Consider the following 26,093-nt stretch of genomic DNA (forward strand, 5'->3'; position numbering starts at 1 on the left):
CCGAACACCAGGCGAGCGCAACTATTAGTGCTCTTAACAAACCAATCTGTTTTTTGAACCGTTCAGATTTCTACAATGTGAGTTTGGCGAGATCAATCCCATTCCATCACGCTGAGTAGCGGAGACAAAATAAGGAAGAAGGGAGCGACTGTTTGAGCTCCGCGGCAGCTTGTGCAGTGTACAAGCTGCTAGGGCGAGTTTCGTGACCGCTTATTTTGTTGAGCAACGCAAGGGAGCCGAAGGCCGTGATGGCTGGGTGCCCTCTTTTTTGTTACTTTTTTGGGGCAAGCAAAAAAAGTAACTCGCCAGCAAGGCGAAAAGAAACTTCAGAAGGTCCCCAGCAATGCTGGACTAAAGAATAACCTTATACACACATCAAACAACAAAAAAAGCGTCACCCCTCAGCATATTCGCTGGAGGCAACGCCTTTTCAGATCACACTAGTTATTGTTTGCGCTGGCGACGGCTAGCAGCCCCCATCAACAATAAACCAGCGCCCATCAGCGCGTAGGTTTCCGGTTCTGGTACCGTAGAAATGCTCACGCCGTCCAGGTCAAAACGCAGGTTGCTGCCACTGAAGCCTGCTGGCAGGCTGATGCCAAGCTGAACGCGACCTACCTCATCAAATACCGCATCAAATGATTGGCCTGAGAAGCTGGTGAATGCCGGGTTGGATGGGTCAATGACCAGGTCGATGCGCGTCCAGGTGTTAGGCTCTACCCAGGTGGAAACAATCGCGCTGGCGCCAGGGTTGTTGGACGGGGCGGCAATACGGGCATAGGCTTGCAGGGCGATATCGGCATCGTGGCGGAAGTACCAGCTAAATACCAGGTCGTCACGCCAGTCACCTTGGAAGGCGCCATCGCTACAAGCTGCGCTCTCGCAACGGAATAACACGGCTACCGAGCCAAAGGCGCTGGCCGTCGGGCTGGCGGTTGTGCTGAGATAGGCACCACCATCCGCGCCACCGCTGGCAACGATCTGGTTAGGGTTGCTGCCGGTCGTCCAGCCGGAAAGACCGTCTGTGAAGGTTTCGGTGTATGGGGTAGTTAACGCTGCTGCCTGCCCGGCAAAACTCATGGTGGCGATCAACGCCAGGCTGGTAAATAAATGACGATACATGTGTTGTCCTCTTCGTAAAAATTATAATTAGTAATCAACTTGATAATGAGATTGATTATTGTTTATTTTAACATGCGGTTTAACCTTAGCTCAAGGGAGTACTATCTGCAGTAATCGCTGCCTGAGCGGCCTTGCTTGTGGCAAAATAACGCCTTGGTTGCCGCTATGATGAATTTACTCTCACTCGAATCCTCCACCGAAACACTGTCACTGGCCTTGCAAACGGAGGCTGGCTTATGCACGTTTGATGAAGTCACCGGCCCTGCGGCATCGCAACGTATCCTGCCTGAAATTCAGCGTTTGTTGACGCAGGCAAATATCCAGCTGAATGCTTTAGATGGCATTGTCTATGGCACTGGCCCTGGTGCTTTTACTGGCGTGCGTGTGGCTGTCGGTGTGACGCAGGGACTGGCATTTGGTGCCCACCTGCCAGTGGTCGGCATCAGCTCAGTGCTGGCGGTGGCAGAAACTGCCTGGCAAGAGGCGCAGGCTGAAAAGGTGCTGGTATGCCTGGATGCGCGCATGGGTGAGGTTTATCATGCGGCATTTGTGCGACAAGCCGATGGCTGGCAAGAGGTTTTGCCGCCTATGGTATGCAAGCCGCAAGATGTGCCTGCTGTTGAAGGTACTGACTGGCTGGGCGCAGGGTCTGGCTGGCGTGTGTTTGAGCAAGTGTTGTCAGAAAAATATAGCGGCCAACTGGTGAGTGTGCGTCCGGAATTGATGCCTAAAGCTAGCGCGATGCTGACGTTGGCACAGCCATTGTTTGCAGCGGGCCATACCCAGGCTGCGCATGAAGCCGCACCATTGTATATACGTAACCGTGTCGCCTTGACGGCCGCTGAGCGTGCGCAAGGGCAAACGCTGTAACTGATATGAGCGCCTTGCCACAACAGCACGTCACGTTCCGCCCGATGTCTTATGACGACCTGGCTGCGATTAGCCGGATTGAGCCGACGATTTATAGTCATCCATGGACATTGGGAAACTTCAACGATTCACTCAATGCCGGGTATAGTGCCTGGGTGATGGAGATTGCCGAGGATATTGTTGGCTATGCTTTGGTGATGATGGTGCTGGACGAGGCGCATTTGCTCAATCTCAGCATTGCAAAGCCATTTCAGGGCCAGGGCCTTGGACGTACTTTGTTGGCGCATATGGTCGATGTTTCGCAGCGTCATCAAGCGGCTAATATGTTTCTTGAGGTGCGCGTCAGCAATACCAAGGCGATTGCCTTGTATGAATCTATGGGATTTTGTGAGATGGGCGTGCGCCGCAATTACTATCCCACCAAAACTGGCCGCGAAGATGCTGTATTAATGGGGTTGGCATTATGAACAGGAGTGCCTGGTGAGTTTAAGCCGTGAAGACATGTTGCGGGAATTGGAGTTGCTGCCCGTTTGGCGAGCACGCTCGCCTGCGCCTGCAAACTTGTCGCCAGTGACTATTGCAGAACCCGTTGTCACGCTGGAAGCTGCTATAGAAGCCACCGCCGCGCCAGTCTCTGCGCCTGTTGTAGAAGATGAAACAGAAGGGCTGAATATTGAAGCATCCCTCGCGGAGAGGCTTCAAGCGCCACTGGATGCATCGCCTGAATTGAGCGAGCCCAATTTGCCGGAAGCGGCCGCTGAGCCGTTGGTGCAAACGCCGTGGCTGCTTTATTGCCCGCACGCCAGTGATGCGCCGAGTCAGCAGTTGTTGCAAAACATTTGGCGTGCCTTGCAACTGCCGCTTGAGGAGGTATCGCTTTACCAACAGCCGTTACAGTTGACACAAGTGAACAGCCGCTTTTGTGTATTGTTTGGTCTGGAGCAGGCAAATCAGTTTTTAGCGACAAATCATGCGGAAATAGCGGCTGTTCGTGGTCAGATATTGACTTATGGCGACATGCTGGTGGTGATTACTCATCACCCACAGGCCATGCTGGAAAATCCCTTGTTAAAGCGTGAAGTCTGGCAGGATATGTGTTTGTTGCTGGCCAGGCATGCAGCCGTGGCTGCTTGAAGAAATGTTTTTTAGCCCGCATCTATAAAGTAGATGTGGTTTTATGATGAATTTATGTTTTTTGACTGGAGTCTGACATGCGTCGATTATTAAATATGCTATTGCTGGTAGCTACCCTGAGCCTGTCTGGCTGTGGTTATAACCAGTTTCAAAGTCTGGATGAAGAAACCAAGGCCAACTGGTCTGAGGTATTGAACCAGTATCAGCGCCGTGCAGATTTGGTGCCTAACCTGGTGTCCACCGTGAAAGGCTATGCCAGCCATGAAGAAAAAGTGCTGACTGAAGTGACCGAGGCACGTGCCAAAGTGGGTAGTATGCAGGTCACGCCTGAGTTGCTGAATGACCCGGATGCGTTTGCCAAATTCCAGGCGGCACAAGGCCAGCTGACCAGTGCCTTGTCGCGTCTGATGGTGGTGTCTGAAAACTATCCTAACCTGAAAGCGGATGCCAGTTTCCGCGATTTGCAGGCCCAGCTTGAAGGCACTGAGAACCGTGTAACAGTCGCACGTAACCGTTATATTGAGTCTGTGAAGCAGTACAACGTGTCTGTACGTAGTTTCCCTAATAATTTGACCGCCATGATGTTTGGTTATCAGCCTAAGCCATCATTTACGGTTGAAAATGAAAAAGCGATTTCAACGGCGCCTAAAATTGACTTTGGTGATGGTAAGTAATCGCTAACATGACCGCTTGCTGGAAATCCCTCCTGCTTGTCTGCTGCGTGCTGTTTGGTATCGCAAGCAGCCAGGCAGCCGATGGTCTGGTCGATATTCCGCCACTGCAAAGCGCAGTGACGGATTTGACACAGACCTTGTCCGCTGAGGAGCAAGCCGCCCTGAGTCAGAAGCTTAGCCAGTTCTCACAGCAGTCTGGTTCCCAAGTGGCTGTGCTGTTATTGCCTAGCACGCAGCCAGAAGAAATTTCGCAGTTTGGTATCCGCCTGGCCGATGCCTGGAAAGTGGGCCGCGAAAAGCAGGATGACGGCGTGATTATTATCGTCGCCAAAAACGATAGGAAAATGCGTATTGAGGTTGGTTATGGCCTCGAAGGCGCGATTCCAGATGCGATTGCCAAGCGTATCATCAGCGAGCAAATTGCACCTGCGTTCAAACAAGGCCAGTTTTACCAGGGCTTGAATCTGGCGACGGATACCTTGATCAAGCTGATTCAAGGCGAGCAGTTACCTGCGCCCACCAAGCAAACGCGCCAGGCACATGCGGATGACTGGATGAGTATGCTGCCTATCCTGATGTTTGCTGCGATTATCGGCGGCGCCATCTTCAAGGGCATGCTGGGTGATTTTCCTGGTAGCCTGGTGACCGGCGGTTTGCTGGGTGGCTTGGCGGGTTGGTTAGGCGCGACAGCCTTGATTATGGGGCTGATCGGTTTGGCAGCATTTGTGTTCACGCTGGCCATGGGCGGGCGTGGTGGCGGATCCTATGGCGCGTATCCTGGTGGCTTTGGCGGTTACTCCGGTGGTAGCCGTGGCCCGGACATTTTCAGTGGCGGCGGCGGTGGCTTTGGTGGCGGTGGTGCCTCCGGTGACTGGTAATCAATATTGAGAGTCGTATGAAACCTGTACACCCGTTCAAACGCTGGTTCAAACATGCCTGGAGTCATCCTAGGCATGTTAAAGCCTTGTTTCCGCAGCATTCACTCAAGCAGATTGAATTGGCCATTGCACAAAGCGAGCATCATCATGCGGGTGAAATCCGGGTGGTGATCGAGTCTGGTTTACCCACCTATGCTATCCTGCGGAGATTGGCGCCAAGGCAACGTGCGATCAATTTATTCGGCCATTTCAATATTTGGGATACCGAGCATAACAATGGCGTGTTGATTTACCTGCTGCTGGCTGACCATGATGTTGAAATTGTGGCCGACCGCGGCATACACCGGCATGTAGGAGAGGCTGGTTGGCAGCACATTTGCCAGCACATGGAAGGGATGTTCAGAAGTGGGCAGTTTGAAGCAGGCGTGGTGTATGGCATACAAGCGATTGGCGAGCAGCTGGCAACACATTTTCCGCCAGAAGCTGTTCCGCGTAATGAGTTACCTAATCGCGTGCTTATTCTTTAGTTTTACTCTACCGGCTTACGCAGACCTTAACGATATCAACCGTATTTACCATAGCACTCCCTCGCTAGGGTCTTTTGAAGTCTGCCAGGGTGGAGGATGCACACGTTCTGATGTACTTAGCCTGACGCCAGCTGAATGGGACAACGTCACCAGGCTATTTACCCCATCCCCGCAAACAGCCGAAGTTGAGCGCGCAGCCATCGCGCAAGCCATTGGTGTGCTGGAGGATATTGTCGGCACCAAGACAGGCACTGCCGCTGATCGTGCCGGCACGTTCAATAACAGCGACTACCTGCATCAGCAGGATTGCAACGACGAAGCCATCAATAGCACTACCTATATGCGGTTGATGCAGCAGGCTGGCCTGATGCAATTTCACCAGATTTTAGATACACGTACACGCAAGTTCTTTTTGACCGGCTGGCCGCATAGCGCTGCTGTGATTAAAGAAGACAGCAGTCAGGCGGAGTACGCCGTAGACAGCTGGTTTTACGATAACGGCTATCCGGCGACCATTGTACCAATGGCCACCTGGAAAGCCGGCTACATCCCTCAAGACAGCCCCATCCTTGAGCGTAATGATAAAGCTGAGCCAGTTAACGGCGAGTAAGCGTGAGTCCGAATTGACGTGGCCGCGCCAGCAACAAGCTGATGCCTGCCAGTAACAAAGCTGCACTATAAGGTTCAGGCACTGTGCTAGGCACATCCACCGGGATGATGGAGCCTGGTGTCACCGCCCAGGCAAACCAGAAGGTAGGTTCTTTGGTATACACCTCCTGGTAGCCATAAGTAGCGAAAAACTCAAACGCGCCATCCACGGAATTGACTACTTCAGTACCCGTCCAGTAAAACGATTGCACCTGGCTGAATGGGGCGCTTATGCCATAGTTTGAGCTACGAGGGCCGCCGTAGGGCTCGAGTCCGAGCTCTTTATAATAAAGCTCTGCAAATTCATCACCAGCGGCAGTGCCGTTGGTAGCAGATCTGTAGCCGCAGTCGGTGCCGCCCTCGCTCCAGTTGCAGCCATCATTACCGATATCGGTCACCGTCGGTAGTCGCCATGCATCACTGCCGGCATAACTGATGGTATTCAGATAATGTACAAAAGCCTGCGCACCCCACCATGAGGTTTCGCCGACATTGCTGAAATCTGTGCTTGAAAGGGTGTAGGGGGTGCTGCCGAAACTGACCCCGGTATTGGCGGCGATGATGGCATCCACTACTGTGCTATAACCATTACTGGTGATCATGGTGGAAAGCAAATTGGCATCTTTTGTCCATGTAACATCGCTAATGCTGCTATAAAACAAGTCGGCACCATCAGATGTATAGCCGACCAGCGCTGCATTGGCGTGTGGACTCAGGGATAAGGAAACCAGGCAAGTGGCGGTAGCGAGTATTGCATGCATGCGATGAGGACGTGACAACATAGCAAAGCCTTTCTATTGTTTGAATAATACATCCAAGGACTTCTGAGGCATGTTGCAGATCACAACAGGGATTGCGTATACGCCTGCAAGTGATCAGTCATGAATGTATATTAGTTTTGCATAAATGTAAATTATTGAGTCTGGGCACGGTTAAGCTGCGCTTGATTGCTTGTGAATATCGGGTGTAGCTTACGGTTTGTTACTGACTAAGCCATGGTTTAAGGCTAAAATCCTGCCTTTAGATTTCAATTTAATTTACTCTTATGCGCGCCTCACAATTTTTCATTGCTACCCAAAAAGAAGCCCCTTCCGACGCCGAGCTGATCAGCCACAAACTCATGGTGCGTGCCGGGCTGATCAAAAAGCTGGGCAGCGGTTTGTATAGCTGGATGCCGCTGGGTTTGCGTGTACTGCGCAAGGTAGAAAACATCGTGCGTGATGAGATGAACAAGGCTGGCGCGCTGGAGTTGCTGATGCCAGCGGTGCAGCCAAAAGAGTTGTGGGAGGAAACCGGCCGCTGGGCGGTGTTTGGCCCACAAATGCTGAAAATCCAGGATCGTCATGAGCGTGATTTCTGCTTTGGCCCGACGCATGAGGAAGTGATTACTGACATCGCGCGTAAGGAAATCAGCAGCTACAAGCAGTTGCCTTTGAATTTCTACCAGATCCAGACCAAGTTCCGTGACGAGATCCGCCCACGTTTTGGTGTGATGCGCGCGCGCGAGTTTTTGATGAAAGATGCCTACTCCTTCCATACCAGTGCAGACTGTCTGGTGAATACCTACAACAGCATGCACACGGCTTACAGCAATGTATTTACGCGCCTGGGCTTAAAGTTCCGTGCCGTGAAGGCCGACTCTGGCGCCATTGGTGGTGATGGTTCACAAGAGTTTCACGTGCTGGCAGACAGCGGTGAAGATGCGCTGGCGTATTGCGAGCAGTCTGACTACGCCGCCAACGTCGAGTTGGCCGAGGCGGTTGCTACCGGTAGCCGTGCGGCCGCCAGCGAAAGCATGCGCGAGGTTGATACGCCCAAGCAAACGAGCTGCGAAGACGTCGCCAAATTGCTGGATGTGCCAGTGAGCAAAACCGTTAAATCTGTTGCGCTGATGGTGGGTGATGTGTTTACGCTGGCCCTGTTGCGTGGCGACCATCAGCTGAATGAAGTGAAATTTGGCAAGATTGATGGCGTGAACGATTTCCGCCTGGCGACTGAAGAAGAAATCCGTGCCAACTTGAGTTGCCCACCTGGCTTCATTGGCCCGGTTGGCGTTAATGCCAATGTGCGCGTAGTGGCCGATAGAACCGTGGCACTCATGAGTGATTTCGTTTGTGGCGCCAATAAACCTAAGTTTCACCTGGCGGGTGTGAATTTTGGCCGCGATTTGCCAGAGCCAGCCATCGTTGCGGATATCCGCAACGTGGTGACCGGCGATGCCAGCCCGGATGGCAAAGGTACTTTGGATTTGTGTCGCGGCATCGAAGTTGGCCATATTTTCCAGTTGCGTACCAAATATTCCGAAGCCATGCAGGCGACTTACCTGGACGAAAATGGTCAGACGCAAGTGATGGAAATGGGCTGTTATGGCATCGGTGTGTCACGTATCGTCGGTGCAGCGATTGAGCAGGGCAACGATGACAAAGGCATTATTTTCCCGCTGAGTATGGCGCCGTTTGCCGTGGTCATTTGCCCGATTGGCCTCGACAAGAGTGACGCAGTCAAGCAAGCCGCATATGACCTCTACGCCCAGTTGCAACAAGCGGGTGTGGATGTGCTGCTGGATGACCGTGGTGAGCGCCCAGGCGTCATGTTCGCCGAAAGTGACCTCATGGGCATTCCGCACCGCGTGGTGATTGGTGACCGTGGTTTGGCTGAAGGTAAAGTCGAATATAAGGGCCGTACTGACGCTGAGGCACAGAACTTGCAAGTGACTGATTGTGTGACCTTTTTGCGTGACAAACTTGGTCAGTAATTAGAGGGATTTCATCCCTCTGTTTAGCGCCTGTGGCGGGATGAATTTGATTACAATAGACGCAATGAAAAAAGCATTCTTCTTTTTGTTTGCCTTGTTGCTGGCCGGCCTGTGTGCATGGTCTGCGCCGTCTTTTGCGGGCAACCAGAAAGAGGAGCCGCTTGCCAATAGCGTTAAGGCGCTGATGCAAAAGTCTGTCAGCGACCTCGCTGCGCCAAGATTGTTATTTGATAACGAACTGTCAGCCCAGCAATGGTTGCAGGATATGTCTGCCCGCCTGGCCAAGCGTATGCCTGATGCGCAATACCGTGAAGATTTCCTTAAGTCTGTGCACTACGAAGCCACACGTGCAGGGCTGGATCCGCAATTGGTATTGGGCCTGATTCACGTCGAAAGCGGCTTTAAAAAATATGCGGTCTCCAGCGTGGGTGCTCGCGGATATATGCAGGTGATGCCATTCTGGGTGAAGTCGATTGGAGTCAACGAACACAATCTGTTTGATATGCGTTTAAACCTGCGTTACGGCTGTACTATTTTGCGCCATTATCTGGACATTGAACGTGGTGATTATTACCGCGCGCTTGGTCGTTATAACGGTAGCCTGGGCAAGCCTGATTACCCGAACCTGGTGGTGGGTGCCTGGCGTAATCACTGGCATTATGCGCCTGCTTTAGATACACCCAAGCTGAATGTTGCCAGTCAATAACCGAATCAAACAGATAATAAAAAACCGCGCCTAGGCGCGGTTTTTTATTATTGGCGTTCAAATTTATTTGACGATTTTAAAGCCATAGTAGGTACCAAACTCACCTTCTGGCTCGTGGTAGATAAACATCATGCCGTTGGTATAGCCCAGGCCGTTGAAGTGATTTTGTGAACGTAGCTTCATGGTGGCAGGCAGCGCACTTTTACCGACAAACTGACCATTCAAGTCAAAAATCAATACGGCTTTGTGGTCGACATCCAGTAACGCCAACTCATTGCCAGCGACGCCTGTAAAGGCAATATAGTGGTCGCTGACATCGTCGTGCGCCACTTGTGCTTTGGCAAAGTCGAGTTTGATTTCCTGCAGTTTTTCGCGTTGTTTGGCATCGACGACAAATACCAGGTTGCCTCTATCCTGTTTGGCATAATAGTGTTTGCTCACTGAGTCGTAGCTGGGCATGGTGCCTGCATCGCCAAAGGCCGGGTTGAACTGGGCGACGTCGCCCGAAGTCCCTAACAGCTCGCCTTTATCACCCACATCCAGGCTGTAAATGCCCGTGTTAGGTGAAAAGCCTACCGCGCTGGAAATATTATAGGTAATGGTTTCCAGCTTGCCAGAATTCGGGTTGTAATAGAGCGAGCGATTGTCATAGCCAGGTTTGGCCGAGTTGACATAGTTGCCATCCGCCGTAAAAGCGTGCACCTCAGATTTTGAGATCGGCGCTTCAAATTCGCTGCCCATCGGCGCCAATCCACCATCGGCAATGTAGTAGTGTTGATTGCTGGGCAAATAAGCCACGGCCATCGGGCGTGTAGTCGGTTTTTTAACCAGGGGGATTTTTACGCCGACTTCTGCCTCGGGCAAAATCTCAGCATGGGCGGTGAGTGTTAGGCAAAATAGTGCCAGGCTGCTCAAGGTGGTGGTGATGGGTTGCATAACGCCGTGATCCTGTTTTTATGGGTGATGAATAGACTCTATTTTAACGTGCAAGTTTAAGATTTTGCTGACTGTACACGCGTAATCAGCATGGCATCGCCATAACTGAAAAAACGGTAAGACTGGTCAATCGCATGTGCATAAGCCTTGCGCATCAAATCATAGCCACCAAATGCGGAGACCAGCATCATCAAAGTGCTTTTCGGCAGGTGAAAGTTGGTAATCAGCCTATCCACCAGCTTGAACTCAAAACCAGGCGTAATGAAAATGTTGGTGTCACCATGATGCGCAAATAGCTTACCCACATGCGCCGCACTCTCCAGTGTGCGCAGCGAGGTTGTGCCTACCGCTGTGACGCGCTTGCCACTGGCGCGCGCGTTGAGAATCGTGCTAATCGTTTCCTCAGGCAAATGGTAAACCTCGCTATGCATATGATGCTCGGCAATATTGTCCACTTTCACTGGCTGGAAAGTACCCGCGCCCACATGTAGCGTCACGTAGCGCACATGCACGCCTTTGTTGATTAGCGCCTGTAATAAGGCCTCATCAAAATGCAGGCCAGCCGTCGGTGCAGCCACCGCCCCCGCATGCCTGGCAAACACGGTTTGGTAACGCGTATCATCTGCGGCATCCGCCTTGTGCTCAATGTAAGGCGGCAACGGCAACTGGCCATATTGCTCCAGAAAGTCATACCAGGACTCATTGCCCAGCAGGCGGATATGAAACATATCGGCCTGCCTGCCTAATACCTCTGCCTGATAATCGCCCGACAAATGCAGTAAACTGCCCGCTTTGGGCGAGCGTGAGGACTTGATTTGCGCATAAGCCTCTTGCTCAGACAACACACGGTCTATCATCACCTCAATCTGGCCGCCAGTGGCTTTTTGCCCAAACAGTCTGGCTTTGATGACTTTTGTGTCATTGAGAACGAGCACATCGCCCGCCTCAAAATGGTCGGCAATCTGGCGGAAATAACTGTCCTGGATAGTCTGTTGTATGGCATTGACTTCTAGCAGGCGACTTTCTGAACGGTTGGGTAGAGGATGTTGCGCAATTAAGTGTGCGGGAAGATAAAAATCGAAATCTAGAGTTTTCATAAATCAAAATTATGGTTATAATAGCTGTCTTTGAGATGTCCAACATTATATCCCATGCCGGGATGGCGGAACTGGTAGACGCACTGGACTCAAAATCCAGCGCCGCAAGGCGTGCCGGTTCGATTCCGGCTCCCGGCACCATGTAATAGTACACAGCAGTCCAATTTAGCCCGTAAATCAATGACTTACGGGCTTTTTTGTGCCCGCAATAGTCCCAAGCCGTCGAAAATCGGTCGATAAACCATATAAGCTCTATGATGAGCGCGGCTTGTATGCACCTAAATGGTGGGCAATGGTGGCGGATTAAGTGCCGAATTTAAGGTAAAGAGAAGGCGATCTCCTTGCCACCTATCCAGAAATAACATTATCTAAAACCAGGCAAAGGCGTGATGATGCGCGTGTGCAGGTGGTTAGTAACGCCGATCTTAGTCGCCGTATAAAAGAAACCAAAATTCAAGCCAGACTAGTAGCGCAAAACACTTTTGAGGCTGTGGCTAATGAAATGACATCTTTTACACAATCAAAGTAAATCGGAGCGCCACCAGCGTTGGTTGGAGTTTTATCTATACCCCACGATAGCATCAATGTAGAGTGCTGTGAGAACTGGAATCGACTAGGTTGGTTAATGGTTGATAGAATGTTTTTAGAGTCTATTCGCGACTTTCGAGCTGATTAAACACGTATGTTTCTATAATTTTCATCACTCAATACCATGATTAAATCATTATGCTTACTTGTTTGGATAATTACTTTCTTCGCAACTAATATTGCTAATGCTGGGCAAGATATTGAGAAAGTTAGAGAAATTGCAAATGAATACAAGGAGTGGTATCAAAATAGATTGATAGAAATACCGACTGTAGAAGAGCTTCAAGACTATTTTGAGGTTTCTCAAGCTATTTTTCCAAATTCACCTAATCTGCCCACAATTGGGGATGCCAAAAAACAATGGACTCATCCAAAGTTCACTAAGGGGAAGACAATCAAGTATCCAAGCGAGTTGAGGGTCTATCTCCCGGCTGAAGTAGATGTTGCAATTCTGATTGACGAAAGTGGTGCGCCAATTGATACATTTATAATCAATTCGTCGAATGAGAAGTTTAATGATTTCGTAATATCAGCCGTTCGTTCATGGCAGTTCAAACCAGCATTGATAGATAATCTACCCTGTAAATCAGTATTTCTTGTGCCCGTTCAATTAGGGTTGCCCAGTTCAACTAAATAGTGAAGACCGCAGCTGTTGTTCAAGCCAGTCTATGGTGCCAATAAGTGCGTGTACCTGAATCAAAATCAGGCATATTAGATAATGGTGCGAAAGGAGAGACTCGACCCCCTGCAACGTTATTGATAAACTTCCATTCGCAAAGTAAGCTACTTGAACAAGCAATTTCTCTAATTAGAACTATATTTTAATTGTGCTTGAAAGGGGTGGTGAATGAAGTATCTTGTACTCGTTACGGTAATTCTTTTTTCTTCTGTAAATTGTTATGCTCACTCTGGCGGTACCGATAAAAACGGCTGCCACCACGACAGAAAAACCGGCGGATATCACTGCCATTAAAATCATTTCGTTATAAGCCTGCTCTCGTTGCGGGTTTTATTACTATTCGCTTCAAGCATTCACTGTGAAAGATAAGGACTAACTTTTAATAATCGTTTGTGATAAGGGGAGATGTATGGCACTACCAAAGAAAGTCGTTGAGCGTTTGACGTTAAACCTGAAGCGGTACCAAACTATCCTGGCCGATGCCAAAAATCGAGACATAAGCGAATCGGATACAGTCGTGATTCTTGCGGACATGCTTGCAGAGCTGCTTGGTTATAAAAAATACATTGAGATCACAACAGAGTTCGCAATACGTGGTACCTATGTTGATTTGGCTGTTAAAGTCGGCGACGACGTCAGATTCTTGGTTGAGGTCAAAGCAATTAACATCGATCTAAAAGAAAACCATGTTAAACAAGCTATCGATTACGGAGCAAATCATGGCATTGAATGGGTAGTATTAACCAATGGTGCCGCCTGGCAGTTTTACAAAATTCACTTTGATAAGCCAATTGATAAGTCACTGATATTTGAAGTCGACCTACTTCAAACCACCGCAAAAAATACACAGCTAATTGAGTGCTTTGGTAACTTGAGCCGAGAAGGTTTCACTCAGTCCAGCATGACGGCCTTTTATCAACAGCAACAAGCGACTAGCAAATATTCAATCGGCGCATTGCTGACTACAGAGGCTGTGCTATTAACCATCAAGAAGGAACTCAAAAAGCTAAGCCCTACTTCAAAGATTGAAGATGATTTCTTAAAAAATCTGTTACTGACGGATGTGATCAAAAGAGAGTTAACCGAAGGGGAGCAAGCCACGGCAGCTATCGATTTGATTAAGAAATGCGCAAGGGCTCAGGCGCGTTTGAAAGCTAAGGCGATTGCGCAATAAATTAGATGGGGTGGTTTAAGAAATTGTAGAGCTCTCCGGTAATGTGGGAAAGGCTCAAAATGGTAAGGATTTTAAAGGCCTAGATTTTCATCTAGGCTTTTTTAATAAGGCTCTGCGGTTGCTTTGGGATTGCCTGTTACCAGGCCTGCATTAATTTTTAATAGCGATGAGGTCACGATAGACGTGCCAACTGGCATGTCCGACCACCGGCATGGTGAGAATCAAGCCTAGAAAGTTGGTCGCCAGGCCAAAACCCACGAGCACCACGATACAAAAAGCCCACAGTATCATGGGCACCGGATTATGTGCGCAGGTGCGCAGGCTGGTGATGGCTGCGGTCCAGGCGCTGGCATTGCGGTCTAGCATGAGGGGCATGGCGATGACGCTGATGCTGAAAATAAAAGCGGCAAACACGGCACCGGCAGAAAAGTAAACGAACAGGAAGGTGGGTTGCTTGAAGGTGAATACGTTGATAACTACATCCGCAAAAGTGGGCAGTGCATCATGAAAGTAATGGGCGAATATACTCATTGAAAGACGCACCCAGCTGAGAAAAACAAAAATCAGTAGCCCTGTGAACAGGGTGATATTGAGCAGGTTGGGTAGCCAGGCGGTGAGGGTCGGGCGAAGTGAAGGTCGTTCGCCGGATTCTATGCGTCTGCTTAAGTCATATAGCCCGACGGCCAGGAATGGGCCTAGCAAAAAGAAGCCGGTCGATACCCCGGCCAGTAGCCAGTAATTGTCAGCAAAAACGGTATGTATGATCACGCCGATGGCGGCAAAAATGATACCGTAAAAAAGACTGGCGCGGCCACCGAGGTGGATGTCGGTTACGCCTGCATGCAGCCAGTCTAGAATGATGTTGGTACCAACTTGGCGGATGGAAATACCGTCGTCAGCACGGACTTTTGTGGCGGGTATATGGTTAATGTTCATGTGTTTAGCCCCTTTAAAAATGATGGCTGCCATCAATCGGTGCTTGCAGATTGCATGACCGATCTTTAAAGCTGAAAAGCGATTGATGATGGCTTGCCACAACTACTTGCATTGCTAATTCATTCACACAAAAAACGGTCCCAATGGCTTGCTGCGCCTTATCTGTCGCTAATCTGGTGTCGGCAAGATCGCGCGATGACGTCGGGATACGATTAAGAATCTACCACAAAAAACTTTTGCATGCAGTCGTCATGTTTTTTTGATTCAAACATGTTTGACTGGTGGTGGCGTGCAAAGTCTCCCCCAAAAAAGTAGCTGCTTGGGTGATACGCAACAACATTTTTTCGCTACTCATCCTCATCGATTCTTTGTTGCTCCGGCACCATTCAGAATGCCAGCTGGACTAGTCTGGCCCAGTATTTTGTGCGCTTTTTTGACCGCGTCGCTTTAACCCCAACTCGTCATAAATTTACATTGATGACAGGGGTAATCCCGATTTTTTGTCTTGTCACTAAGTTGGTCTTGTGCTAATTTACAACATGTAACAAATTTGTAACTAAACGTAATTTAGTTGCTACAGGCTAAATTTGGGTTGGCAAGCATGTTATCTATTTGCGAAACACAATGCATCACAAGGCCGAATGCATCCGCTTCTACAGAAAGTGTATGCAAGTTGTTATTGAGTCTGGTGGTGTTTTCGGGGCTGATTGCTTTAGCTTTTTTGCATGTAGGTGCCTGGATGGTGTTGCCGTTTGCTGGCTTGGAATTAGTGTTGGTGGTTCTGGCGTTTGTGGTGGTATTGCGTCACAGCAGTGATTACGAAAAAATTACTTTCGTTCAGGATCAGGTTGAAATCGAGCAAAGTGTGTTGGGAGAAATAAAACACGTTCGCTTTCAATCCTATTGGACCCGGATAACGCTCAGGGAAGGTGAGAACGGTAAAACGTCACTGTGGATTGGGTCCCATCATCAAGAGGTTGAGTTTGGTCGAGATACCATGGACAACGCGCAACGCGAACAAGTGGCGTCTCATCTCAAGCGGGTACTTCTGAAAACTAAATAACTGGATTTTGGAGCGATTAGATGCAAGGGATGAAGAAACTCGGGGTTGGTGCGTTTGCATTGTTCTTGTCTTTAAGTGCACGTGCTGACTTCACCTGGAATTTTCCAGAGCCGGTCACGCCGATGGCTTTGGATACCTTACACGTACACAACAAATTTATGCTGATTACTGCCGTCATCTTTGTGGCAGTGCTGGCTATTATGATTTACTCCATTGTGACTCACCGTCACAGCAAGGGCTACAAACCTGTGGCCGATAAGGCGCCTTCAACTGCGGTTGAAATTTTCTGGACGCTGATTCCATTTGCGATTTTGCTGCTGATTGACTTTGTCATCATGGGAATTCCGGCTTACCACAGTGTGGTGATGATGGAAGATACACGTGACCAGTCGACCATGGTGATTAAGATCACCGGTTCACAGTGGCGCTGGCAATATGAATACTTGGATGGCGATGCCAAAGGCATCAAGTTCGTGAGCAACCTGGCTACCAGCAATGACCAAATGCATAACGAAGCCGATAAGGGTGAGCATTACCTTCTGGAAGTGGATAACCCGCTGGTACTGCCGGTTGGCGAAAAAGTACGCATTCTGATGACGGCTTCTGACGTGTTACACAACTGGTGGGTGCCGCAGTTTGGTTCTTCACGTGTGGCTGTGCCTGGCTTTATCCGTGAAACCTGGGTGCAGGTTGAAAAGGCGGGCGTGTATCGTGGCCAATGTAAAGAGCTGTGCGGTAAAGGCCATGGTTATATGCCGGTGGTGGTGAATGCAGTGTCCAAAGAGGAGTTCGCGCAATGGGCGAACAAAAAACAGGATGAGCAAAAAGCCGCGAATGATGTCAAAGAAATGACCAAAGACGAACTGGTCGCTCAGGGTAAAGTGGTCTACGAGAAAAACTGTGCGGTATGCCATCAGGTGACGGGTGCAGGGTTGCCTCCGGCTTTCCCGGCACTCACCGGCAGCAAAATCGCCACCGGCCCGATTTTTGGCGCAGATGGCAAATATCAAAAAGACAGTCATCTGGACCGTGTGCTGAATGGTAAAGGCGTGATGCCTGCCTGGAAGGCCACATTGAACGATACGGAAATTGCTGCAGTGATTACCTACGAGCGCAATGCGCTGGGTAATACGGCGGCTGTGGATGCACTGGTGCAGCCAGCGCAAGTTAAAGCTGCACGCGAATAATATTTGAGCGATTTTAGGAGAGCACTATGAGTACTACAACCGTAGCACATCATGATGAGCATCACGACGACCATCCGACCGGGATTATGCGCTGGTTAACGACGACCAACCATAAAGATATCGGCACCATGTATTTAACCTTTTCACTGGTGATGTTTCTGGTCGGCGGTTCGATGATTTTAGGCATCCGTGCCGAACTGTTCAAGCCGGGTTTGCAATTAATGAACCCTGAGTTTTTTAACCAGCTAATTGGCGTACATGCGCTGATCATGATTTTTGCGGCATTGATGCCTGCAGCGACGGGTTTCGCCAACTGGATGCTGCCTTTGCAAATCGGCGCGCCTGATATGGCTTTGCCGCGCTTAAATAACTGGGGCTTCTGGATTCTGCCACCTTCAGCCATCCTGTTAACGCTGCCATTCACGTTGGCGTTGTTTGGCGTTGGTGACGGTGCATTGGCAACTGGCTGGACCTTTTATCCGCCATTGTCTGTGCAAGGTGGGATTGGCGTCGACTTTGCTATTTTTGCCGTGCACTTGCTGGGTATTTCGTCAGTATTAGGTTCTATTAATATTATTGTGACGATTTACAATATGCGCGCACCTGGCATGACTTTAATGAAAATGCCGATGTTCGCCTGGGGCTGGTTGATTACAGCATTCTTGCTGATTGCGACGATTCCAGTGTTGGCTGGTGCAGTAACCATGTTGCTGACCGACCGTCACTTTGGTACCCACTTCTTTGATGCTGCCGGTGGCGGTGACCCAATCATGTTCCAGCATTTGTTCTGGTTCTTTGGTCACCCAGAGGTTTATATTCTGTTGTTGCCGGTGTGGGGTTTCATTCCTCAGATTCTGCAAACTTTCAGCCGCAAACCAATGTATGGCTATAAAGCACAAGTCTATTCATTGTGGTCTATTGGTGCTTTGGCTGTCGTTGTATGGGCGCATCACTTCTTTACTGCTGGTATGCCTGTGCCTGCGCTGCTGTACTTTATGTATAGCACCATGGCGATTTCTCTGCCGCTGGCCGTGTTGTTCTACTGCTGGATCCGCACCATGTGGAAAGGCTCCATGAGCTTTGAAACCCCCATGTTGTTTACTGTCGGCTGGATTATCCTGTTTGGTATCGGTGGCTTGACTGGCCTGGTACTGGCTGACGTGGCTGCGGATGCGCAATACCACAACAGCTACTTCGTCGTGGCGCACTTCCACTACACCCTGTTTGCGGGTGGCATCATGGGTATTATGGCGGGCGTGTACTACTGGCTGCCAAAAATGACCGGCCATATGTATAACGAGAAGTTAGGTAAAACACACTTCTGGTTAACCGCCATTTCATTCAACGTGACGTTTATTCCGCAATTCTTTGTTGGCCTAGCCGGGATGCCGCGTCGTATTCCTGACTACGCATTGCAGTTTGCCGAGTTCAACATGATTTCTACGGTAGGCGCGTTTGTGTTGGGCCTGTCACAACTGCTGTTTGTGTACATTATTCTCAGCTGTGTCAAAGGTGGCAAGAAAGCCACGGACCAGGTTTGGGAGGGTGCACAAGGGCTAGAGTGGACATTGCCTTCACCACCGCCATACCACAGTTTTACTGAGCAGCCTGTTGTTAAGTAAGGACAAAGCGGAAGTAAATTTGAAGCAAAAGCCAATCAGTCTGTGATTGATTGGCTTGTTTAAAGGTTGATGTATTTTGAGTGATCCCAAGCAGTCAAATAATCGGAAAATTGCCTGGCTGTTAGCCGCAGTGGCCATTATCTGGTACCTGATTTCGATGTTTACGATTTGGAAGTAAGCGGCGCTTGCAACGGTTATGGCATTAGAGCAAGCGCAGGTAGCAGCCAATAAAAAATTGGCGTTGAAATTAGTCTGGATTATTGCCGGTGCATTATTGTTTGCTTTTGCACTTGTCCCGTTATACGACGTGATTTGTTCGGTCACGGGCTTGAATGGCAAAACAAACAATACGGCTGAGAGCGCAAGCAAAGCGGTTGTTGATTTGAAGCGTGAAGTCACTGTGCAATTTGTGTCATCGGTGATGCCGGGCCTGGGGTGGAATTTTTACCCCAAGCAAAGCAGTGTGGTTGTGCATCCTGGCCAAGTGACCACGGTGATGTTTGAAGCAAAAAATATTACCAGTGAGGAAGTGGCCGGACAGGCGATTCCAAGCGTGACGCCAGGCAAAGCATCGGCACATTTGAAGAAGATTGAGTGTTTTTGTTTTGTCAGGCAGACACTCAAACCTGGGGAAGTAAAGGCGTTGCCACTGCGGTTTTTTGTCAGTGCCGATTTGCCAAAAGATGTACAAGAAATGACCTTGTCGTATTCGTTTTTTCCGGCAAGTCAGTAAACACAATAATTATGAGCAATAAGTTAAAGGATAGGGAGTTAATGCATGGCTAGTCATTCAGAAAATCACTATTTTGTCCCGCATGGCAGCATATATCCGGCGCTGATTTCCGTCGGCTTACTGTCTATGGCCAGTGGTTTTGTTTTTAATGTTACCGGTTCGGATACGCGCCTGGATGGCTCCATCAAGAATCCGGCGCTGTCTTACCTCGCAACCCCGGGCAAATACATGATGTATCTGGGTCTGGCGATTATCCTGACCATGATGTTCAAGTGGCTGAGCACGGTGGTTACTGAGAGCATCACCGGGCAATATAAAAAGTGGGAAGATAAATCTTTCCGCATCGGTATGATTGTCTTTATCTGTTCAGAGGTTGCCTTTTTTGCGGCTTTCTTTGGCGCGTTGTTTTATATGCGGGTGCTGTCGGTGCCTGATCTGGCCTCCTATGCGCCGGATATTACACCGTATAAAGACTTTTTAAGTGCCTGGCCGTCACAAGGGCCTGGCGGTACGGTGCTTGGCGAGGCTTATAAGCCCAACCCTGCATTCCATCCGATGTCATGGAGTGGTTTGCCGCTGATTAACACCTTGCTGCTGCTGAGTTCTGGCGCAACCATTACCTGGGCGCATTGGGGCTTGATCAAGAATAACCGCAAGCAATTGATTATTGGTCTGTTTTTGACCATTGCGCTCGGTGTGACTTTCCTGTGCTGTCAGGCAGCTGAATACCATCATGCTTATACAGAAATGGGTTTGACGCTGAAATCAGGGGCTTATGGTGCGACGTTCTTTATGTTGACCGGGTTTCACGGCTTTCATGTGACGATTGGTACCCTGATGCTGATCGTGATTTGGCTGCGTAGTATTAAAGGTCACTTTACGCCTGAGCATCACTTTGGCTTTGAAGGTGTGGCCTGGTACTGGCACTTTGTGGATGTGGTGTGGTTGGGCCTGTATATCTTTGTTTATATGCTCTGATGAATGAAGAAAGGGCGCACTGAGCGCCCTTTTTAGCAAGCGTAATATTGTTAAAGTGTATGGCCTATGTAGCCGAAATGTGCTGCGAGAATCAAAGCCAGAAACAGGAAAATGGATAAGCCGATACGCATGGTCAGGGCTTTCACGGTGCGATCGGAACCACTCTTGTCTTTGAGCAAAAACAGCAAGGCTGAAAACAGGCTGCCCACAATGACAATCAGTATCAAAATGGTGACAATTTTAATGAACATGATGTGATCTCGCGTTAAGTTGATCACATTATGGGCTGTAAGCTGGAAAATGCAAATACCCTTGGGAAATTATGTCGTTCGTGTGCGCTGGCTGGTGGTGTGTGTCATGGTAGTCGCAATCTGGGGTTGTGTCCGGCTTGGCTTGTGGCAATGGCACAAGGCAGAACAAAAGCAGGAAATTACCCGCGCATTGACGCATCATGGCGATGCGGTTTGGCCGCAAGCGCAAGACTTGGACTCCCCGGCTAAAGTCGAAACTTTGCATTTGCAGACCGTTGAATTCAAAGGGCATTACCTGCCCCAATATGCTTTTTTTCTTGATAATCAGGTGGAGCAAGGCCAAGCCGGATTTCATGTCATTACGCCTTTCTTACTCAATGACCAACAACATGTGATCTGGATAAACCGTGGCTGGATCGCCGGGTTTGCTGATCATCAACAAACGCCAAAAATTTCCACTACGCAGGCTGAGCAAGTGATTAAGGGCTTGTTCTGGCAGCAAACCAAAGTCGGTTTCAGGCTGGATAAACCTGGCCAGGCCTGGCAACCCGTGCAGCCTGTGCTCGACTTTGCTTATTTACGTCAGCATGTGCCTTATATTTTCCCGAATGTGATCCTCAAACTCGCCCCAGCGGTTGGTGAGGGGTATGTGCGGCATTGGGATGTGCCTGCCGGGCAAGTGGAAAAGCACCTGAGTTATGCTTACCAGTGGTTTGGTTTTGCTGTGGCTAGCCTGGTGATTGGATTGACTCAAATGGTGGAGAAACGGGCTTGAATATGACCCATGAAGAAACGAATCCTTTAGTGGTGCTGGATCCTGTGCAGCAGCGCAAAGGGCGCATGATTTTTTTGTTGCTGGCGATCTTTTTTACCGTGCCGCTATTGGTGGTGGTGGCGATGATCAAGTTTGACTGGCGTCCTACCGGCAAGAGTTATGGTCAATTAATTCAACCACCCGTTTCTATGGCCCATACAACCCATTGGGTGAGCGACCAGCAGCAAGCATTGCCGGCATTCTGGCAGGATAAATGGAATATCGCCCTGATCGCACGCGAGTGTGATGCGCCTTGCATGCAGCGTTTGTACGACATGCGGCAGATTTATGTCTCGTTATACAAAGACATGATACGTGTGCAGCGCGTGCTGATTACGCATCAGGCTGACACCAGCACCATTCGTGCCCGTTATCCTGATTTATTGATTATTAATGGTGCGCCTGAGCAAGTGACTGCGTTAGGCAGCATGCTGAGTGGTGGCGGCCAGAATACACTGGATGCACAACGCGTTTATTTTATCGATCCGCTGGGCAATATCATGATGCAATATGGCCCCGAGATGGAGGCTAAGTGGATCCGCAAGGATCTGGTGAAATTGTTAAAGGCTTCCTGGGCAGGCTAGTACATGTTTAAAGCGTTAAGTGTATTGGCTGCTATTGTGGCTTTTTGTGTGGTGGTGCTGGGGTCGTATGTGCGGCTCTCAGATGCCGGTTTGGGCTGTCCAGATTGGCCAGGCTGTTATGGTGCGTTGACGGTGCCGCAGAGTGAGTCTGCAATCCAGTCGGCACAGCAGGCGTATCCCGATAAGCCCGTTGTGCATGCCAAAGCCTGGAAGGAGATGGCGCATCGCTACCTGGCAGGAAGTTTGGGCTTGCTGGTGGTGGCTTTGGCTGTGTTGGCGTATCGTCAACGGCATGCCATTCAAACATCCTGGCAGTTATCTGCCGGTTTGGTGGTGCTGATTGTGCTGCAGGCTTTGCTGGGGATGTGGACGGTGACCTTGTTATTGAAGCCGGTGATCGTGACCTTGCATTTGCTTGGCGGCATGACGACGCTGGCTTTGCTGAGCTGGATTGCTTTTCGTCATGGCAGCAAGCAGGACATTGCATTGCCAGGCAGTCAGCAATGGTGGTTGCGCCTCGCGTTGTTGATCTGGATCGCGCAAGTGCTGTTGGGGGGCTGGACCAGTAGTAATTATGCTGCCTTGGCCTGCACTGATTTTCCGACCTGTCATGGCTTGTGGTGGCCGGACATGGATATCGGCGAGGCATTTCACCTCACGCGTGCTTTGGGTGAAAGTCGCGATGGCGGACAGTTGCACCTGAATGCGCTGACAGCCATTCAATGGATACATCGTTTGGGTGCATTCGTGGTGCTGAGCTGGATGCTGGTGAGCGTGAGATTTTTGCTGCAACGACCTGTTTCACGTGGCCTGGCTTGGGGGCTGCTGGCGATTGTACTGTGCCAGGTGGCGATTGGGGTCGGTAACCTGTTGTTGCAACTGCCGTTGGTACTGGCGGTGCTACATAACGCAGGGGCCGCGTTATTGGGCGTATGGCTGGTAGCCATCAATGCCAGATTGTTGAATACATCATCAAATGTCATATAAAAAATAGGGGAACAGTATGCAAGCAGCATGGATGACACAGTTGGCCTCAGCCAGCATGGGGATGCGCAGTTTTTATGCGCTATGCAAGCCGCGCGTGACGGCATTGATTGTGTTTACCGCCATCATCGGTATGTTGATGGCGACACCAGGCATGGTGCCGCTCTCGGTATTGCTGGCCGCCACGGTGGGGATTGCCTTTGCATCGGGGGCAGCGGCGGCGTTTAACTGCCTCATCGAGCATAAAATTGATGCCATGATGGCGCGAACCCGTGCACGGCCCTTGCCAACCGGTCAACTGTCACAGATGGAAACACTGCTGTTTGCCAGCGTACTCGGCGGTATAGGCTTAAGCATTCTGTATTACTGGGTCAACCCGCTGACCATGTGGTTAACGTTAGGGACTTTTGTCGGTTATGCGGTGATTTATACCGTGTTCCTCAAACCGGCCACGCCGATGAATATTGTGATTGGCGGGGCCTCCGGTGCCATGCCCCCCATCTTGGGCTGGGCTGCAGTGAACAATACTGTGTCTCCAGAATCCCTAGTGATGTTCCTGATTATTTTCGCCTGGACGCCGCCGCACTTCTGGGCGCTGGCCTTATACCGTCGTGAAGAGTATGCCAAAGTCGGCATGCCCATGCTGCCGGTCACACATGGCGAGCAGTTCACCTTGCTGCATATCGTGCTGTATACCGTCATTCTGGTTGTCGTTTCTATGATGCCTTATGGCCTGGGCATGAGTGGCTGGTTGTATCTGGCATCGGCGGCCGTGTTGAATCTCATTTTTATGTATTATGTGGTGAGCTTATATCGTCACTATTCAGATGCACTGGCTAAAACAACCTTTAAATATTCGATTCTTTATCTTAGCCTGATGTTTGCGGCATTATTGCTGGATCACTATCTGGTCTAGTCTGGTCGTGAATGTCGCCAGGGTGCGCATATGCGCACCCTTTTTTCTGCCCTAATGTTTGGTGTCATTATTCATCAGGCTATGCACACGCTGGTGCGCAGTCTGCTGGTAGACCTGCTCCAGCAGCGAGCTGAACATGGTGGGTCTGCCATGTAAAAATCCCTGGATAAAGTCGCAGTTAATCACTTTGAGAATGCTCTCCTGGCGGGCATTCTCCACGCCTTCCGCAATCAGTTTGATATTCAACTCATGTGCCATCTGGATGATGGACCGGCACAGAATGAAGTCATAATTATCGACCTCCAGATTCTTAATAAATGACTTATCAATTTTGACGTAGTCGATCTGGTATTTTTTGAGGTAACCGAGCGCAGAGTAGCCGGTGCCAAAGTCGTCTATCGAGAGTTTGATGCCTGCGTGCTTGACGTTCTTTAAGGTGTCTTGCGTTACTTTGGATGGTTCCAGTAACAAGCCTTCAGTAATCTCGAAACAAAAGCGTTCGCATGGGATGTTGGAACGTTGCAGGCGCTTGATAAAGGCCATCAGGTGTTGTGGATGCGCAAATTGTACGGGCGAAATGTTGAGGCTGATTTGCGTGCCTTGCAGGCGTAACAGGTCAATCGCTGATAAGTCATGGAGCACCTCATCAAAAATCCATTTGCCAATTTCGATAATCACGCCGGACTCTTCTGCCAGTGGAATAAATACATCAGGCGGAATGGCGCCGCGTGTCGGGTGTTGCCAACGGATTAACGCTTCTGCTTTAATCAGGCATAAATCGCTCAGGCGATAAATGGGTTGGTAAACCAAATGTAGCTCACCGTTGGCGACAGCTGAGCGCAAGTCATGCGTGAGCGAAATGCGGTCGCGTATTTCCCGTTGCATGGTTTGCGTAAAGAACTGATATTGATTTTTGCCAGCACGTTTGGCGGCGTAAAGTGCCTGATCGGCGAACATCATTAATTCTTCGCCGGATCTGCTGTGGTCGGGGAACACGGCAATGCCGATGCTGGCGGTGACAAAGTATTGGTTATCTTCAATGTAAAACGGTGAGCGTATGGTTTCTACAATCTTGGCGCCAATCTCGTGTAACACCTGAATATCCCGAAGCTTGGGGATGACCACCACAAACTCGTCCCCGCCCAGCTTGGCTGTGGTGTTGCCACTGCGCGCGCAAGACTGTATGCGCAACGCTGCGTTTTGCAGCAAACGATCCCCCACCGCATGACCGGCAATATCATTCACATCCTTAAAGCCATCCAGGTCAATCAGTAATAAGCCCAGTTGTTGCTGCGATTGCTGGCAATCAATAATCGCTTCTTCCAGGCATTTTTGCAGCAGGTAGCGGTTAGGCAGTTGCGTCAGGTAATCGTAATTGGCCTGCCGCCAGAGTTGCTGGCGAATGTCGGCTTCTCGGCGCTGCGCACGTTGATAGAAACGCCAGAATTGATATAGCAGTAATATGCAAACGATAGAGAAGGCCGTGATGCTGGTGGTCACCATCATGTGGTTAAGCGAGGTACTGGTATGTGTGGTTGCCTGAGGGGCTGGCGCGGCCGCAGCTGTTTGGTGCGTCAGCGCAGCAACGGCGGGGATCAGTTTGCCAGCCAGTCTTTTAATAGTGGTATTCATACCATTCTGTCCCAGTATTGGAGCACAATTGAGGCCTTGTATTTGCAAGCCAGTTTTAGCGGCTACAACAAGGGCTAACTCAATTAACGGCTGAATATAAAGAAACTTTAGAACGGATTTGAAAAAATAATAAAAAATCGCCTGTTGCAGGACAACAGGCGATGGTTGAGGTGTGTTGCTGAAATTATTTGGCTGACAAGCAGGATTTCATAAACGCTTTACGTTCATCACCAGCGAGCGCTTTGGTTTTTGCATCGGCATTACAGGTTTTCATTTTGTTTTGCTGTGCAGTCAGGCCAGCACTGGCACCATCTGCAGATAAACATTCTTTCATAAAGGCTTTGCGCTCATCGCCTGCAAGTGCTTTGGTTTTGGCGTCGGCATTACAGGTTTTCATTTTTTCCTGCTGCGGGCCCGCATTGGCAGAGATACAGACGCAAGACAACAACAAGGCAATCACCAGTTTATTCATGAAAGTCTCCAAACAAAAAAGATAAGTATTTTTCGAATTCAGGCCGCTGGATAGCAGGCCTGTGCCTGGCATTGTGACATAGAGATTAACGGTTGGGGGAATAAAAAAGCCCGGTGAAACACCGGGCTTTGAC

General features: G+C 49.7%; 29 protein-coding genes and 1 tRNA gene. 22 read left to right on the top strand and 8 right to left on the bottom strand.

Features of this window, described 5'->3' with window-relative positions; genetic code table 11:
• Window positions 1-444 precede the first annotated feature (444 nt).
• A complete protein-coding gene (locus GQ52_RS07515) occupies window positions 445-1,122 on the bottom strand; it encodes a PEP-CTERM sorting domain-containing protein (protein ID WP_047516396.1) in 678 nt (225 codons plus the stop codon).
• Window positions 1,123-1,290: 168 nt separating this feature from the next.
• Between GQ52_RS07515 and tsaB the strand changes: the two genes are divergently transcribed.
• From tsaB to GQ52_RS07550, 7 genes are all read left to right on the top strand, one after another.
• On the top strand, window positions 1,291-1,992 hold the full coding sequence (tsaB, locus tag GQ52_RS07520; protein ID WP_047518595.1) for a tRNA (adenosine(37)-N6)-threonylcarbamoyltransferase complex dimerization subunit type 1 TsaB: 702 nt from the start codon (window positions 1,291-1,293) through the stop codon (window positions 1,990-1,992).
• 5 nt (window positions 1,993-1,997) lie between these two features.
• Window positions 1,998-2,459 carry a ribosomal protein S18-alanine N-acetyltransferase gene (rimI, locus tag GQ52_RS07525; protein ID WP_024930685.1) on the top strand — a complete coding sequence of 154 codons (462 nt, stop codon included), beginning with the start codon at window positions 1,998-2,000 and terminating at the stop codon, window positions 2,457-2,459.
• A 13-nt stretch (window positions 2,460-2,472) separates the two neighbouring features.
• Window positions 2,473-3,126 carry a hypothetical protein gene (locus GQ52_RS07530; protein WP_235273050.1) on the top strand — a complete coding sequence of 218 codons (654 nt, stop codon included), beginning with the start codon at window positions 2,473-2,475 and terminating at the stop codon, window positions 3,124-3,126.
• Window positions 3,127-3,203: 77 nt separating this feature from the next.
• A complete protein-coding gene (locus GQ52_RS07535; RefSeq protein WP_200884048.1) occupies window positions 3,204-3,800 on the top strand; it encodes a LemA family protein in 597 nt (198 codons plus the stop codon).
• 8 nt (window positions 3,801-3,808) lie between these two features.
• Entirely contained in the window at window positions 3,809-4,678 is an 870-nt protein-coding gene (locus GQ52_RS07540) for a YgcG family protein (protein ID WP_052179048.1), read from the top strand.
• A gap of 17 nt (window positions 4,679-4,695) precedes the next feature.
• Window positions 4,696-5,205 (top strand): TPM domain-containing protein, encoded by a 510-nt coding sequence (locus GQ52_RS07545; protein WP_047516408.1) that lies wholly within the window; start codon window positions 4,696-4,698, stop codon window positions 5,203-5,205.
• Window positions 5,174-5,815, top strand: a complete 642-nt coding sequence (locus GQ52_RS07550) for a hypothetical protein (RefSeq protein WP_235273051.1) — start codon at window positions 5,174-5,176, stop codon at window positions 5,813-5,815. The genes GQ52_RS07545 and GQ52_RS07550 overlap by 32 nt, the downstream gene beginning before the upstream one ends.
• On the opposite strand, the gene GQ52_RS07555 is transcribed toward GQ52_RS07550, so the two are convergent.
• A complete protein-coding gene (locus GQ52_RS07555) occupies window positions 5,802-6,635 on the bottom strand; it encodes a hypothetical protein (protein WP_152604419.1) in 834 nt (277 codons plus the stop codon). The genes GQ52_RS07550 and GQ52_RS07555 overlap by 14 nt on opposite strands.
• A gap of 263 nt (window positions 6,636-6,898) precedes the next feature.
• Between GQ52_RS07555 and GQ52_RS07560 the strand changes: the two genes are divergently transcribed.
• The gene (locus tag GQ52_RS07560) at window positions 6,899-8,608 is read left to right on the top strand and encodes a proline--tRNA ligase (RefSeq protein ID WP_047516413.1); all 1,710 of its coding nucleotides are present in this window, start codon (window positions 6,899-6,901) and stop codon (window positions 8,606-8,608) included.
• Between the two features lie 64 nt (window positions 8,609-8,672).
• On the top strand, window positions 8,673-9,314 hold the full coding sequence (locus tag GQ52_RS07565; protein ID WP_047516415.1) for a lytic transglycosylase domain-containing protein: 642 nt from the start codon (window positions 8,673-8,675) through the stop codon (window positions 9,312-9,314).
• A gap of 63 nt (window positions 9,315-9,377) precedes the next feature.
• On the opposite strand, the gene GQ52_RS07570 is transcribed toward GQ52_RS07565, so the two are convergent.
• Window positions 9,378-10,250, bottom strand: coding sequence for a hypothetical protein (locus GQ52_RS07570; protein WP_047516418.1), 873 nt, complete (start codon window positions 10,248-10,250; stop codon window positions 9,378-9,380).
• 56 nt (window positions 10,251-10,306) lie between these two features.
• The gene (gene queA / locus GQ52_RS07575) at window positions 10,307-11,347 is read right to left on the bottom strand and encodes a tRNA preQ1(34) S-adenosylmethionine ribosyltransferase-isomerase QueA (protein WP_047516421.1); all 1,041 of its coding nucleotides are present in this window, start codon (window positions 11,345-11,347) and stop codon (window positions 10,307-10,309) included.
• Window positions 11,348-11,403: 56 nt separating this feature from the next.
• Here queA and GQ52_RS07580 point away from each other — a divergent pair.
• The 4 genes from GQ52_RS07580 (at window position 11,404) to GQ52_RS07590 (ending at window position 13,788) form a co-directional block, all read left to right on the top strand.
• Window positions 11,404-11,488, top strand: a tRNA-Leu gene (locus GQ52_RS07580).
• Between the two features lie 571 nt (window positions 11,489-12,059).
• Entirely contained in the window at window positions 12,060-12,572 is a 513-nt protein-coding gene (locus tag GQ52_RS07585; protein ID WP_047516423.1) for an energy transducer TonB, read from the top strand.
• A gap of 210 nt (window positions 12,573-12,782) precedes the next feature.
• The gene (locus GQ52_RS14310; RefSeq protein WP_152604420.1) at window positions 12,783-12,908 is read left to right on the top strand and encodes a YHYH domain-containing protein; all 126 of its coding nucleotides are present in this window, start codon (window positions 12,783-12,785) and stop codon (window positions 12,906-12,908) included.
• A gap of 115 nt (window positions 12,909-13,023) precedes the next feature.
• On the top strand, window positions 13,024-13,788 hold the full coding sequence (locus GQ52_RS07590) for a type I restriction enzyme HsdR N-terminal domain-containing protein (RefSeq protein WP_047516426.1): 765 nt from the start codon (window positions 13,024-13,026) through the stop codon (window positions 13,786-13,788).
• 150 nt (window positions 13,789-13,938) lie between these two features.
• On the opposite strand, the gene GQ52_RS07595 is transcribed toward GQ52_RS07590, so the two are convergent.
• Window positions 13,939-14,724, bottom strand: a complete 786-nt coding sequence (locus GQ52_RS07595; RefSeq protein WP_047518603.1) for a DUF2189 domain-containing protein — start codon at window positions 14,722-14,724, stop codon at window positions 13,939-13,941.
• Window positions 14,725-15,325: 601 nt separating this feature from the next.
• On the opposite strand from GQ52_RS07595, the gene GQ52_RS07600 reads away from it, so the two are divergent.
• The 5 genes from GQ52_RS07600 to GQ52_RS07620 all read left to right on the top strand — a co-directional run bounded on the left by GQ52_RS07600 (window position 15,326) and on the right by GQ52_RS07620 (window position 20,307).
• Complete coding sequence (locus GQ52_RS07600; RefSeq protein ID WP_024930702.1) at window positions 15,326-15,787, top strand: DUF2244 domain-containing protein; 462 nt, start codon at window positions 15,326-15,328, stop codon at window positions 15,785-15,787.
• A gap of 20 nt (window positions 15,788-15,807) precedes the next feature.
• Complete coding sequence (gene coxB, locus GQ52_RS07605; RefSeq protein WP_019883304.1) at window positions 15,808-16,974, top strand: cytochrome c oxidase subunit II; 1,167 nt, start codon at window positions 15,808-15,810, stop codon at window positions 16,972-16,974.
• Between the two features lie 26 nt (window positions 16,975-17,000).
• On the top strand, window positions 17,001-18,596 hold the full coding sequence (ctaD, locus tag GQ52_RS07610; RefSeq protein WP_047516428.1) for a cytochrome c oxidase subunit I: 1,596 nt from the start codon (window positions 17,001-17,003) through the stop codon (window positions 18,594-18,596).
• A 196-nt stretch (window positions 18,597-18,792) separates the two neighbouring features.
• Window positions 18,793-19,329, top strand: coding sequence for a cytochrome c oxidase assembly protein (locus GQ52_RS07615; protein WP_019883302.1), 537 nt, complete (start codon window positions 18,793-18,795; stop codon window positions 19,327-19,329).
• 45 nt (window positions 19,330-19,374) lie between these two features.
• The gene (locus tag GQ52_RS07620; protein ID WP_047516431.1) at window positions 19,375-20,307 is read left to right on the top strand and encodes a cytochrome c oxidase subunit 3; all 933 of its coding nucleotides are present in this window, start codon (window positions 19,375-19,377) and stop codon (window positions 20,305-20,307) included.
• Window positions 20,308-20,357: 50 nt separating this feature from the next.
• On the opposite strand, the gene GQ52_RS07625 is transcribed toward GQ52_RS07620, so the two are convergent.
• The gene (locus GQ52_RS07625) at window positions 20,358-20,558 is read right to left on the bottom strand and encodes a twin transmembrane helix small protein (protein WP_024930704.1); all 201 of its coding nucleotides are present in this window, start codon (window positions 20,556-20,558) and stop codon (window positions 20,358-20,360) included.
• A gap of 49 nt (window positions 20,559-20,607) precedes the next feature.
• Between GQ52_RS07625 and GQ52_RS07630 the strand changes: the two genes are divergently transcribed.
• The 4 genes from GQ52_RS07630 to cyoE are packed head-to-tail and all read left to right on the top strand — an operon-like array spanning window position 20,608 to window position 23,856.
• On the top strand, window positions 20,608-21,333 hold the full coding sequence (locus GQ52_RS07630; protein WP_047516433.1) for an SURF1 family protein: 726 nt from the start codon (window positions 20,608-20,610) through the stop codon (window positions 21,331-21,333).
• Between the two features lie 2 nt (window positions 21,334-21,335).
• Window positions 21,336-21,956 (top strand): hypothetical protein, encoded by a 621-nt coding sequence (locus GQ52_RS07635; protein ID WP_047516436.1) that lies wholly within the window; start codon window positions 21,336-21,338, stop codon window positions 21,954-21,956.
• Window positions 21,957-21,959: 3 nt separating this feature from the next.
• The gene (locus GQ52_RS07640; protein ID WP_047516439.1) at window positions 21,960-22,943 is read left to right on the top strand and encodes a heme A synthase; all 984 of its coding nucleotides are present in this window, start codon (window positions 21,960-21,962) and stop codon (window positions 22,941-22,943) included.
• Between the two features lie 16 nt (window positions 22,944-22,959).
• Complete coding sequence (cyoE, locus tag GQ52_RS07645) at window positions 22,960-23,856, top strand: heme o synthase (RefSeq protein ID WP_024930708.1); 897 nt, start codon at window positions 22,960-22,962, stop codon at window positions 23,854-23,856.
• Between the two features lie 51 nt (window positions 23,857-23,907).
• Here cyoE and GQ52_RS07650 read toward each other — a convergent pair whose 3' ends face one another.
• Together GQ52_RS07650 and GQ52_RS07655 are read right to left on the bottom strand one after the other, a co-directional pair.
• Window positions 23,908-25,488 (bottom strand): bifunctional diguanylate cyclase/phosphodiesterase, encoded by a 1,581-nt coding sequence (locus tag GQ52_RS07650; protein WP_047516442.1) that lies wholly within the window; start codon window positions 25,486-25,488, stop codon window positions 23,908-23,910.
• Between the two features lie 184 nt (window positions 25,489-25,672).
• The gene (locus GQ52_RS07655) at window positions 25,673-25,960 is read right to left on the bottom strand and encodes a PsiF family protein (protein WP_019883291.1); all 288 of its coding nucleotides are present in this window, start codon (window positions 25,958-25,960) and stop codon (window positions 25,673-25,675) included.
• Window positions 25,961-26,093: the final 133 nt, after the last annotated feature.

This window comes from Methylophilus sp. Q8 (genome assembly GCF_000800115.1).
GTDB lineage: Bacteria > Pseudomonadota > Gammaproteobacteria > Burkholderiales > Methylophilaceae > Methylophilus.